Consider the following 13,137-nt stretch of genomic DNA (forward strand, 5'->3'; position numbering starts at 1 on the left):
TGAAGTTTTGTCGGTTAGAATTGAAAACTGGTTCCTAAGGTGAACGTTCTCGGATTAGGGTATTGATGAAAAAAGACATTCTGCCCCCACTGGTTGCCGCTGTGGGATGTCGCTTCCGGATCGTACCCCTTGAATTCGTCCGATTTGACAAGAAACGCGTTCTGCACGCTGGCGTAGACGCGAAGTCCCCTCAGGTTAAGCCTGTTTAACGAGACGCCGCCGAAATTGTACCCCAGTGAAATCAGGTTGCCGCGCAAATATGAACCGTTGGCCACCCAGTGGTCATCAATCTGACTGTTTTGTCCGGTATACGGACCGTTCCTGATCTGCTGGATCATCGTGTTTTGGTTGGTTTCCGTCCAGCTTCCGTAGAGGGTTGCTGCCAATCCATTGGAATAGCCTGTGCGGTCTTCCATGGAGTGCATGAATTGCTGCATGATATCCACGCCATAAACGAATTGGAGATCAATGGTGAGGTCGAAGTTTTTGTAGCTTATGTTGTTTACAAAACTTCCCACCCAATCGGGGAGTCCGCTGCCAATGACATAGCGGTCAGCGCTTCGTTTGGCCTCGCCGGGGACGGCACCCACCGCAGCTGCTTCTGTCGCCTCGTGGGTGCCCCACGTGCCTAGGCGCCTATAGCCCCAGTATGAGCTCAGCGGTTCGCCAACACGGAGTATAGTCATGCTACCAGACACGAAGCTTGGGCCAGGGAAGATATCCTCATCGTTTTCACCTAATGCTTCAATGCGGTTCTTGTTGAAGCTGAAATTGAGCGTAGACTGCCATGTTATCGTATTGTTGGACACCGGCGTGCCACTAAGCATCACCTCAACACCTCGGTTGGACACCGAGCCGATATTGTCTCTTACACCAGTGAAACCTGTAGACGTAGGTACCGGTTTGTCGAGCAGCAGGTCGGTGGTAAGCTTGTAATAGTAGTCGAAACTGGCGCTGAGACGGCGGTTGAACAGTGCCAGGTCGAAGCCCACATCAAACTGGTTGGTTTTTTCCCATTCCAGGTTGGGGTTAGGCAACCGATTAACATAGCTTTGCGATACCCGCGTCCCGTTAAGCAGGGTGGTACCACTGGATATGGTTCCGAGCGACAGGTAAGTCGGTATTTCCGTATTTCCCGTTATCCCGTAGCTCGACCGGATCTTGAGTTCGTCCAATCCCCGCATATCGCGAAAGAATGGCTCTTCGGACAGTACCCAGCCGATGCCAGCCGAAGGAAATATACCGTATTTGTTATTTTCACCGAACCGCGAAGAACCGTCAACGCGGCCCGTAAGGGTAAGCAGATACTTGTTCTTGTAGCTGTAGCTGCCACGCAGGAAATAGGAGTTCATTGTCCACTTGTCATGCGACGAGCCAGGTGCGCCGGGTTGGCTGGCCGACTGGATGGCATTGAAACGGAAAAAATCGTCCGCAAACCCCTGTGCAGTAATCCAATTGTTTTCATAGACACGCTGCTGCCAACTTAACCCCAGTACACCATTGATGCGGTGGTCGCCGATTTCGGTGTTGTAGTTCAGGTAGGTTTCCTCCTGCCAGTAAAACGAGCGTTGGTTTTCCAGACGGGCAGATCCCAACGGCGCCGAGATATTAATGAGGTCCGTGGGGCTGTATTCCTGAATGTTATTATCGTGCTTATCAAACCCGAATTGTGTACGCAGGTCCAATCCCGGCAGGATATGGAAGGTCAGGTAGGCATTGCCGAAAAGCTGCTGGCGTTTGCGGATCCGATCCTGTGTTTCCAAGACATGTACCGGATTGGGTATCGCTTCCAGGCCATATGGGTCGGTGATCATGCTACTGTTGGACCACGTACCATCCGGGAATTTCACGGGGAATATCGGAGGCATCTCCAACATCGATCGGCGCGGCATTTGATAACCGCCCCCTTCATCCACTTCATTTTCGCGGGTATAGTTTGCTAATAAGTTGACGCCCAGCGACAGCCAATCCTTTGGTTTCGCATCATAAGCAATTTTTGCGTTGATCCGTTCGAGATCACTCCTGAGCATGATACCCTGCATGTTAGCATAGTTGAGGAACGCTCCGAATGATGCATTGTCGCCTTTGGCCTGCACAGAAAACTGGTGGTTATGGGATACCGCTGTGCGCGTGGCCTCTTCCTGCCAATCTGTATCATATAGCGGATTGCCTTGTGCATCAAACAGCCTTGGATCGCTGCGCGTTAATGCCGGGATACTGCTGGTGCGGTATTTCGAATGGTTGGCAAATCCACGCTCCAGCACTTCCATAAACTCTGCGGCATTGAGCACGTCCAGCTTACGGGGCAATACCCCCACGTTCATGAATCCTTCATAACCCACGATGGTACCTCCGGCGCTGGCACCTCGCCGAGTCGTGATCAGCACCACACCATTCGCTCCCCGTGCTCCATAAATGGCCGTGGAAGATGCGTCCTTGAGTACCTCCATGCGTTCAATGTCGTTGGGATTGAGGAACTGTATGTTTTCCATCACAACACCATCCACCACGAAAAGCGGGTTGGACGAAGAATTGATCGTACCTAACCCCCGGATGAGAATGCGAGGGCTGCTGGTTGGCGACCCGGAGTTCAAGAATACGTTGACCCCGGCAACCCGCCCTTTCATGCCCTGCAGCGCGTTGGTAACCGGAGCCTGCAATAATTCCTTTCCGGACAGCACCCCAACGGATCCCGTCAGATCCGATTTGCGTTGGGTACCGTACCCCACGACGACGACTTCATCCAATTGCTGATCACTGGGCACAAGCAACACGTCTATCGGTTGCTCACTTGCGACACCCACTTCCTGAGTCTGGTAACCCACGTAATTGAACACCAATACCGACCCCGTCTTTGGGACTTCAAGTCGAAACCTCCCACCCGAATCGGTCGTTGTGCCCGTAGCGCTCCCTTTTAGCGTAACACTAACCCCTTCAAGAACCGGATTGTTCCCCGAGGCGTCGGCGGACCGCACGACACCTGTAGCGGTGAACGTCGTCTGCGCATGGCCGATGGACGGTGATGCTCCTATCAACACTAGGCAGCAAAACACCGAGCCCCATCCCATCTTTTTTGTCAAGTAAAATAAATCATGTAAAATCATAACAAGTTATAATTAGGTATATTGAATGTAAATATGTATATACATTTAAACGAACAACGCACTTACAACCTCATATTAATTCTAAAAAAAACATTATATCGGCAAATATTTAGTGATTACAAAGGTTTTAATAATTTTTATATGTACGTACAAATATATGGAAATAAAAATCAAACCTCCAAATTTCCTGAGCGATTTATCGACGAGTAACCGGTTGCCCCATTTAGATATTCCCTTTTTTGGTATGTTTGCACATAAATCATACAACTATCAGGCATGAAACTTTCGATTGACCATAGTAGCCCCATTCCATTACATGTACAGGCTGAGGAGTTGTTACGCTCGCTGATTAGCACGGCAGAATACCGAGACGGGAAATTATTACCCAATGAGATCGAGCTCTCCAAAAAACTCGCCATCTCCCGCGCCACCCTTCGACAGGCGCTTAATAAACTCGTTTACGAAGGGTTACTCGTTCGTAAAAAGGGGGTAGGCACCAAAGTGGCATCGGCTCAGTCCATCAGCTCTAAATCCAAAAACTGGCTCAGTTTTTCACAGGAGATGGAAGCAAGGGGTATACCCATCCGGAATTTCGAGCTGCATATCAGCTGGGTTTTCCCTGACCAGAAAGTTGCCAACTTCTTTGAAATGAAAAGTGAACGCAAGGTACTTAAGCTGGTCCGCTTGCGCGGACGCCCTGAAGGACCTTTCGTTTATTTCGAATCCTATTTCCACCCCCGCATAGGCCTGACAGGCGACGAGGACTTCAAGCGCCCGTTGTATGAGATGCTCGAAAAAGAACATAACACCGTTGCTTATGTCTCTAAAGAAGAAATCAGCGCCATCTTAGCCGATGACTTTATCGCCCAAAAACTGGAAACAGAAAAGGGCAGTGCCATATTGTTCCGGAAGCGTTTTGTATACGACGTCGCGGAACGACCAATCGAATACAATCTGGGCTATTATAAAGCAGACAGCTTTGTTTATACCGTGGAAAGCCGGCGGGAATGATCGATCAGGGAACACCAAAGACAACCCGCATAAAAGATTTGCGGTACCACCTGCCGCATTAAATAAAAGGAACGAGGAAAACGCTACCGTTGTAAACATTGAACGCCAGTTCATGTTATATAATAGTTGATTATGGGCATCGCGCAACGAATTATACAGAAAAGCACGTTAAAGAAAGGCATTGTGGTGCCGAGCCTGGCCTTCATCCTGTCTGTTTCCTTCATTTCGAGCTTTTTCCCGAAACGGGCGGCTGCGTTACTGAACCAAATACAGGGGTTTATCTTCACCAATCTAAATTGGGTATACATCTGGGCGGTCACGCTTTTTGTGTTCTTTTTGTTCTTTCTGGTAGTAAGCCGGTATGGCTCGATTAAACTGGGAGACAATGACGCCACACCGGAATACTCATTTTTTTCGTGGGTATCCATGCTGTTTGCTGCGGGTATGGGTATTGGGTTGATGTACTTCAGCGTGGCCGAACCGATTTCACATTTTTCGGATCAGGTTTTCGGCCAACACAACGAAATACAACGTGCAAAAGATGCACAGCTCTACACGTTTTTTCATTGGGGCATCCATGCCTGGGCAATTTATGGGGTCGTCGGTTTATCGCTCTCCTATTTTGCGTACCGATACAAATTGCCCTTGTCTTTGCGTAGCTGTTTTTATCCGCTGCTGAAGGATAAAATCAACAGCCCCGCGGGAGATCTCATTGATACGTTCGCATTATGCAGCACGTTTTTCGGCATCACAACAACACTGGGCTTCGGCGTGGTGCAGTTAAATGCGGGGCTCGTGCAGGTTGGCGTGATGGACGGCTATGGCTTTGGCTACCAGGTTGTCATTGTGGCCGTCATTATGGGCATTTCAATCACGTCGGCAACAACCGGTGTAAACAAGGGCGTGAAATTCCTAAGCCAGGTCAACATTGTCGCTGCGATAGCATTGATGTTGTTCATTTTGGCCCTTGGGCCGACGGTGTTCCTGCTCGGTTCATTTTCCGAAGGGCTGGGGCATTACATCAACGAGTTTTTCAACCTGACCTTCAATACCCACGCGTATGAGCCAAATCTGCATCCCTGGTTTTTCAGTTGGACCATCCTCTATTGGGCGTGGTGGATTTCCTGGTCGCCATACGTTGGCTTATTTATCGCCAGAATATCACGCGGACGGACCATCCGTGAATTCATCGGCGCGGTGCTGATTATTCCTACCGCCTTTAATTTTTTCTGGATGACGGTATTCGGAAACAGTGCAACTTGGTTGGATAGCTATCAATTAGGCGGACTGTTGAGCAGTATGGCCGATCAGACGGATAGGTTGCTATTCGAATTCCTCAATTTTTTTCCGGCAACGGGAGCTACCAGTACACTGGCCATTTTCATCATTTTCATCTTTTTTGTCACCTCTGCAGATTCGGGGATTTTCGTAATGAATAGTATCGCCACGAAAAATGCTGCCAAATCGCCCAAATGGCAGCTTGCTTTCTGGGGTATATTGCTGGCGGTGTTGGCGCTGGTGCTGTTGAATGCGGGCGGACTGGGTTCCCTCCAAACGATGACCCTGCTTACGGCGCTTCCCTTTTCTTTCATTATGCTGCTTTTCTGCTACAGCCTCATGCAGGGTCTCACGGTAGATGTCAACTATTATGAGAAAGAGTTTTCACCCGCTACGGTCACTTGGTCTGGCGTACATTGGAAAGAGCGCCTGCAGCGAATTTTATCCTTCAAGGATCGCAAGGCTGTTGTAAACTTTCTGCAGCATACCGTTGAGCCGGCGCTTCACGAACTTGCTGCGGCGTTCAACGCGCAAGGGGTGTCGGCCAATGTGGCTGCGGCGGATGATTACATGTGGGTTGAACTGACCATCCAGCATGAGCGTATTGATAACTTCAAATACGGAGTGCGTTGCGAAAAGAAAGACATCTCCGATTTTCTGGTGAGCGAAGAAAATATCCCCGACCTCGACCAAAACCGGACCTATATCCCGCAGTCGTATTTTGGCGACAACCGCGTCGGATATAATATCGAGTATTTTATGCGGGAAGAAGTGATTGCTGATGTGCTTAAACAGTATGAGCGTTTTCTGGAGTTGTCGTCGCAGGTAAAAAACGAAATATTCACGGCAACCAATTTAAAGCGCCGGAATGAATGAGCTGGACCAAACTGTTGACCGACTCATCCGGCAGCGTCATCCTCCCATGGACCACCATTTCCGCGTCCGCCTTGCGGATTCCCTGTATTTCAATGGTGGAAAGCGGCGCAAGAAGGGCTTCCAAGCGTCCGGGCAGGACCCCTTGTTGCGTGGCGGAAACGATGTCGAAATAGCCATACAGGAAGTCTCCGCCGCCACTGCCTTTACCGACGGCGGCCAGCTGTTTTTCCGCATCTTGCACCGTACTGAAAAACAACCGCTTATCCGCGTCAGCATAAGTATATAGCGAAAACAACGGAAAGACCTCCGGCTTTATCCGCGCCAAATCGGCATCCAGGATACCCTGCGCTGCCAAATAAGCGGCCAAATGCTTTGTATCCGACGAAATTGCCCCAAATAAGGCCGGTACCGACCGATCGACCGCCTCACGCACTTCCACCGGATTGAAATCGTCGTCGTACGCATAGTTAATCACGGTATCCTGTTGCGTGGTAGCTCCCCGCCACTGCACGCAGGTCTTGCCGCTGATATACCGCATCAAGCTGTCCCGGCTTACCGTATGCCCGCCAGACTGCCAGACAGGCGGCATCAAGGACCAGCACCAAGCAGGTAACTGTAAGAATCCGGTGTTGCCCGTTTTCAACTGCGACGGAAATTCAGCAGCATCTCCTGCCCCGTCGGTGGAGAAGGCTATTTCCCCGCGCTTAAAGTCCAGCCGGAGCGCGTGTTGCCCCATGATATTGAGGTGCCCCTTACGGTTCTTTAACTCGCTGAATCGGCTCGCCGCCAACGGCTCCTGTTGGTCGCCCTGCAGCAGCCCCCGGAGGTGTTCCGCTACCGGCGCCAGCTGCTCACCCGGTTCCCAGCAAAGGGCGAAGGCGATACTGTCCGCGCTGTGAAGCGCAACCAAGTGCTGCGATACCACCCGGCTAAACGGCGTCGCAGCCTCATACGCCCAGTCCTGTTGGCGGATAAACGCCTGAAGCTCCCCGACATCATTGATACGCAATACACCAAATAACACGCGCGGCCTATCTGCAAATTGGTAGAGAAACAGGTTGGCAGGTATCGCCAATCCGATACCGGACCGTAAAAAACGATAGGTCCCGCCACGTTCCGCGTCCCGTTTAATAGGCGAAGGGCTCCAAAGTTGGCTCCATAACACATCAGCAACCAATCCGTCAACTTGGACTTTGACCACCGAAACGGCGCCCCGGGGAACCTGCACGGCATACGATTGGCGCTGCCGATGGGCAAAAAACAAGCCTGTCCCCAAGGTCAGGAGTACCAATACAGCCGCTGTGATCCAAAGAAGCCGCTTCATAACCGGATATCGTTCGCAGCCGGGCTACCGCCTATCGTTCGACGCATAATCGACCAACCATAACAGGTATTGCAGTGCATTACTGAAATCTTTGGGCGCCTGCGCAACAAATTCACCGGAGAACGTATTCCCTTTCATTTTTCCGCTACGGAAATAGAAATTCCCCAGATGGCCAAACAATTGCTTGAACCGGATATGTTCTTCAAGTGCCGAGAGTTCCTCATCGGAAAATCGTCCCAAGGCTTGCTGGGTGTTCAGAAAACCGGTCATTATATTCTGGCGGAGCAGTTTCCGGTGAAACCGGCTGGCTTTGCTCACGGTGCGATTGCTTGCTATCCGTTCCAGTTGGTTGTGGGCAGTCCCGAGAAAAACAATACCGTTTCTGTAAGTCACATAAAGCGGAGCGGGCAGTTTGCGGTGACTCAGGGCATACACCCGATTGTCCAACGTCCCCACGCCTTTGTTCACTGTGTAGTCCATAAGCCGCTGGTACAAGGCGTGGTTGTCGGATGAAAACATCAAGAGGAAGTCGGGAATGGTCTCGGTTTTCGTCTTTTCGACTTCCGTCACATTGTAGTCCTCGTCGTATTCATAATCGGTGTAGGCAATTTCGTGCTGGGTGAGGCCATTCAGCACGAACAATGCATCCCCCTTCACCGTTTCACCGATTGCTTTTTCATCCAGCAGCAACGCCAGGATATCCGATCCAATATGGATTTCTTCTTCATATCCGCCCACCATCGGACCGTAAATCTTGCCGAGCATTTTGGGAAACTCCTCCATATACGCTTCCATATCAATCGCATAGGCGAAAAAACCCATCAACGAATCGCTGTCCAGGTAACGGAGGAATTTCCGGTTGATTTTGTGGTCGTAGATCCGGGCATACGAGTGAGCGAGGTCGCCCTGCACGTCGAGTGAAGTCTTCAGCGTCAGTTCATCTTCATTGGCATAGACACCGGCCTGAAGGCTGCCGAAACCTATGGCCGATGTAGACGGGTAACGCCCTGCCAGCAACGAAAGGAAAAATTGGTCATAAATCAGTCCAAGGTTACGCACCCATGCCGTCACCAAGGCATCCTTATCCAAGCTTTGTACATAAGAAGCATTGTTTAAGATATGCTGCCGGGGCAAATCGGATAAGACCTGCTCCGCATAAGTGCCGACCCACACGGCCACCAATGAATCCTTCTTTTGGCGATTGGTTTCATACTGACTCCAATAACCGTCATCATAGCCGTCTGTTGCCGCGGTATCCCATGTACTATCGTCCCAACCGAAGCCGTTATCCAACGTATCGATGTCCCACCCGGCGGTGTCAATGACGACCTCGGTCGTGTCCAAACCTTCATAAGGAGGAAGCACGTACTCATCAGCATATTCTTCCGTATACCCATCGTTGTCAAACGTGTCGGCGTATGCATAGGTATCGCCATAGTTGTCCTGTAAAATACCGTACCGGGCGGCCACCCCCTCATCATAAAAAAAATCGTCTACCACGCTGCCGAAGGTAATCACGGCCAACCGGTCATTCCACCGCACGGTGGCGCCCAGCGATGCCGTGTCGACTTCGGCACGGTATATACCGTCTGCTTCAGTGAGGGCACCGCCACCGAACCCCTTAGCAAACTGGCTGCTATTTTTCAACGGCAACAATATGGTGTGATACCATATGCTGTCGGTCTGCCGGGTATAATAGTATAAGGATGAGTGGATGTCTACCCCCATATCTTCAATGGATGTCAGGGAAATACCTGCTTCCTTTCCGAAGGCTTGCAGCATTTTCGTGCCCAACGTGGAGGTGTTGAAATCGGCCACGTCCACCAAGTTAAAAAAGTGACCGGTCCTGACGGACACCACGGCAAAGGCGTCCTCCGGAATACGGTGCGCCAAGTCCTGCGCATAAGTATAAACCTGGCATAAACACGCCATGGCGGTTAAGAAAGAAGTGGTTTTTGTCATACTACTGTGCTAATTGAATACGGTTAGAAAGTGATTGGTTGCCATTGATAAGATCCATGATACGGGTTTGCAACATGACGGCTTTCTTTGATGCGGCCAGCTTTGCTGCGCCGTTGCTTTGTTGGCTGACCGGCCGCTCGAAGCGGTAGATACTGGTATATAACGCGTCCTTGAATATGGCCTGATCGGCGGGCTTCAGCCGGTTATACTCCGCCTTCGCTTGCGGAAGATGCGTATACGCCCGCCTGAATGTGCCATGGCGCCGGTCATACGCATATGAACTCTGGCTGTCCATCGGCATCTTCATTTCTTTGAACGCCATATTCATCACGTCGTTGAGGTCCGACACGTTGCTGAACGAGAATTTCATCACGGCGATGTAGGTATCGAAATTCACCTGATGCGTGACGTTGGTAATGCCGGGTATAGCTGCCAGCCGATCGGCCAGCGCGGACATCTCGCGGCGGATATCCGCCTGTGAGGGCACCTTATAGCCGTTGACGCTGTCCAACAGCATAATTGACGCGAGCTTCGTACGGCTTTGACTCAGATTGGCCGTCAGCGTCACCGTTCCGGAACCATCCTCACGCACGGAAATGTCTTCAATAATCTGAAAACACGAGGTGAGACAGGAGCATGACAGTACAACGCACATTAACCGGACAAGTCGACTTTTCGTCTTAATCATGGAAGCTTTCGATAACACCGGCAAATATAGTCTTTCGTTCCCGCTCGCGAAACCCCTGTTTTCCGGGGTTTATTAATGATAGCAGGGTCGGCGTTGTTCTCTTCCTGCTACCCATGACATTTATTACATATTTTGCTTATTTTGCAACCCATAATTGCAAAAAGGCCTATGGACAATCCCCGCATGCATTGTTGGCTGGCCGTCGTTTCTGCTGTATGCTTCTTCGGAATCGGCACCGTGATAGCCGCGCCACGCCAAACAAACAGCCTCACGCAGGAATTCAAGACGGCGACCACAGACTCCGCGAAGATCGCTATCCTGACGGAAATGGCCCGGCGGGTGCCACACAGCGATTCAGCCAAAGCGTTGACGCTGTGGAAACAGGTGCTGGATCTGGCCATCAGGAGCCGGGATCCGCTCAGTGAGGCGAAGACCTACCTGAATATAGGCTCCTGGCACTACGACCATTACCGGACCGATGAAGCCGACCGCTACAATAGGCGGGTTCAGGAGTTAACTGAACACGACACCGCACGCAACGCACGGGTGCTGTATGCCAAAAGCCAAATCAATGCGGCCAACATCGCCTGGCAGCGCAATCGCGTCGATGACGCGCTGAGCGGCTACCTGGACGTCCTCCCCCTGCTCAACCAGCTGGCCGACATGGAGTCCCTGGCACTCATCAATACCAACATCGGTATTTTATTCAACAACCAACAGCAATACGATAAATCGGCACACTATTTCCTGGCGGCGGCTGATCAATACAAGCAGCTAACGCCTATACGCCATAGCGATATCGCCGACATTTACATCATCCTTGCTGGGCACGGTCTACGCACCGATAACCTGCCGGATGCACCGCCAGATACCTATAATGGTCAGGGAAATGCCTACCTCGATAGCGCACTCCACTACCTGCTGTCCTTGGATGGCCGACACCGCAAATGGGCGGATTACTACAACATGAAAGGGCGCTACCAACTCGCTTCGGGCGACCTGACGGGAGCGGAGCAGGCCTTCCGCAGGGGTTTGCCCATTGCGCGGCAATACAACGACACCTATACGTCCTGCGACATCCTGCTGCATCTTTCGGAGCTGTACGAGCGCCGGGGGGAGTTTGCCAAGACGAGGCCGTTGCTGGACGAACTGCTGCAGACCAGCCAAACCAACCAGGTAGGCACGTACCAGTTGAAGGCGCTCCGGGCACTATCGCGCATGGAGCATCGCCTCAAGCAGCCAGACCGGGCCTATCGTTACCTGGCGCAATACATCGATTTGGCAGACAGCCTGCATTACGTGGAAAATACCAAAACCCTCCATGAAATGGAGGAAAAATACAAGCTGGCCGAGGCGGAAAACAACGTATTGATGCTGCAACGGGAAAACGAGCAAAAGGATTTCGCCATTGAGCGCAACCGTTGGTACATCGGATTGCTGCTCGGTATTTCCGTCCCTTTGCTGGCCACCTGCATCCTGATTTTCCTGCTGTACCGCAATAAACGCAAGCTGTTGGTTCAGCAGCAGCGCGTGCACGCCCTTGATGTGGAACGCATGGAACAGGTACATCGGAACTCCCTGCTCTCTGCCCTGCTGGAAGGCCAGGAAAAAGAACGGGAACGGCTGGCGCGCGACCTGCACGATGGACTGGGGGGTATTCTTTCGAGCATCAAGATGGATCTCTCACGCATTGCGCATGCCTTGCCGGAAGACGTTGCCCAGCGCCCGATGTTGGCTTCGGTAGCCAGCAACGTGGATGGTGCGGTGGAAGAACTGCGTGGAATCGCCCACAGCATGATGCCGTCCATGCTGGTCAAGTACGGTCTGGTGGAGGCATTGCGAGAGTTTTGCGACAAATTAAAACGCGCGGGTGTACCGGTTTTCTATCAGGTCATCCACTATCGCCAACCGGTCGCGCGGTCGCGCGAAATGGCGCTTTACCGCATTGCACAGGAACTGATCAACAATTGCGTCAAGCATGCGGAAGCAACGGAAATACTGGTGCAGTTGCAGCAATCCGATGCCACGGTCACGCTCGTGGTCGAAGACGACGGCCGGGGATTTGACACTGCGCGCTCCCGCAGCGGCGCAGGGCTCCGAAATGTGGGGATGCGCACCGATTTGCTGGAGGGCACATTCGATATCCGGTCCGACAACGGAGTCGGCACGACGTTTACCGTCGAATGCCCCATATCGGCTACGCTTGTATCAGCCCGTATTCCATCGCCAGTTTGATGGCCGATGCCAGGTTCTTGACCTCAAACTTTTCCATCAGGTTCTTGCGGTGGCTTTCTACGGTATGCGGACTGATAAACAGTACCGCGGCGATCTCCTGCGTGGTCAGTCCTTTGGCCGCCTGGTGGAGGATCTCTTTTTCCCGGCGGGTGACCTTGGGTACGCTCTTCAGCCCCTCCGTGGTTTTCCGCTTCATGATTTCGGCCGACTGCGAGCACAGGAAGCGCCGGCCGTTGATGACGGTACGGATGCCGTCGACGATTTCCTCCCCCACCGCATTCTTCTGGATGTAGCCGTCGGCGCCTTCCTGAAACATGCTGTTGATTACCGCGTATTCATTATGCACGCTGAGCGCGATGATCCGCGTGGCCGGCGACAGCGCCTTTACTTTCCGGACCAGGTCGATGCCGTTGATATCCGGCAGGTTGATGTCAAGCAGCAGCACCGCGGGAGGTTCCGATCCAATGGCTTCCAGCGTCGCCGCGGCGTTGGCAAAGCATCCGCTGACCTGAAAGCCGTCGGCTTCGGAAAGTACATTTTTGAGCCCTTCCAACACCAGCGGATGATCATCTGTAATGAAAATGGATACCATAATAAAAATTGAGCTGGCTTAAAATTCGATATAATTTCCCAAACCAGCCGTGCCGTTCTGAAAAATG

Annotated in this window: 8 protein-coding genes; 3 read left to right on the plus strand and 5 right to left on the minus strand. The window is 51.8% G+C overall.

Annotation, left to right across the window (positions count from 1 at the left end; genetic code table 11):
- Positions 1–14 precede the first annotated feature (14 nt).
- A complete protein-coding gene (locus JHJ32_RS08325; protein WP_233632550.1) occupies positions 15–3,104 on the minus strand; it encodes a TonB-dependent receptor in 3,090 nt (1,029 codons plus the stop codon).
- 276 nt (positions 3,105–3,380) lie between these two features.
- Between JHJ32_RS08325 and JHJ32_RS08330 the strand changes: the two genes are divergently transcribed.
- Together JHJ32_RS08330 and JHJ32_RS08335 are read left to right on the plus strand one after the other, a co-directional pair.
- Positions 3,381–4,115, plus strand: coding sequence for a GntR family transcriptional regulator (locus tag JHJ32_RS08330; RefSeq protein WP_079716413.1), 735 nt, complete (start codon positions 3,381–3,383; stop codon positions 4,113–4,115).
- Positions 4,116–4,247: 132 nt separating this feature from the next.
- Positions 4,248–6,269, plus strand: a complete 2,022-nt coding sequence (locus JHJ32_RS08335) for a BCCT family transporter (protein WP_079716414.1) — start codon at positions 4,248–4,250, stop codon at positions 6,267–6,269.
- Here JHJ32_RS08335 and JHJ32_RS08340 read toward each other — a convergent pair.
- Genes JHJ32_RS08340 through JHJ32_RS08350 form a run of 3 tightly spaced genes read right to left on the minus strand, consistent with a single transcriptional unit; the run spans position 6,235 to position 10,243 of the window.
- Positions 6,235–7,593, minus strand: coding sequence for a hypothetical protein (locus JHJ32_RS08340; RefSeq protein ID WP_200120670.1), 1,359 nt, complete (start codon positions 7,591–7,593; stop codon positions 6,235–6,237). The two genes, JHJ32_RS08335 and JHJ32_RS08340, sit on opposite strands and share 35 nt — an antisense overlap.
- A 24-nt stretch (positions 7,594–7,617) precedes the next feature.
- Positions 7,618–9,555, minus strand: a complete 1,938-nt coding sequence (locus tag JHJ32_RS08345; RefSeq protein ID WP_200120671.1) for a hypothetical protein — start codon at positions 9,553–9,555, stop codon at positions 7,618–7,620.
- Between the two features lies 1 nt (position 9,556).
- Positions 9,557–10,243: a hypothetical protein gene (locus JHJ32_RS08350; protein ID WP_200120672.1), complete on the minus strand. Its 687-nt coding sequence runs from the start codon at positions 10,241–10,243 to the stop codon at positions 9,557–9,559.
- 168 nt (positions 10,244–10,411) lie between these two features.
- Here JHJ32_RS08350 and JHJ32_RS08355 point away from each other — a divergent pair, with 168 nt between their 5' ends.
- Positions 10,412–12,478, plus strand: a complete 2,067-nt coding sequence (locus JHJ32_RS08355) for an ATP-binding protein (protein ID WP_176146132.1) — start codon at positions 10,412–10,414, stop codon at positions 12,476–12,478.
- On the opposite strand, the gene JHJ32_RS08360 is transcribed toward JHJ32_RS08355, so the two are convergent.
- Positions 12,441–13,070 carry a response regulator transcription factor gene (locus JHJ32_RS08360; RefSeq protein WP_079716419.1) on the minus strand — a complete coding sequence of 210 codons (630 nt, stop codon included), beginning with the start codon at positions 13,068–13,070 and terminating at the stop codon, positions 12,441–12,443. The genes JHJ32_RS08355 and JHJ32_RS08360 overlap by 38 nt on opposite strands.
- Positions 13,071–13,137: the final 67 nt, after the last annotated feature.

This window comes from Parapedobacter sp. ISTM3 (assembly GCF_016533505.1).
In the GTDB taxonomy this organism is placed as follows: domain Bacteria; phylum Bacteroidota; class Bacteroidia; order Sphingobacteriales; family Sphingobacteriaceae; genus Parapedobacter; species Parapedobacter luteus.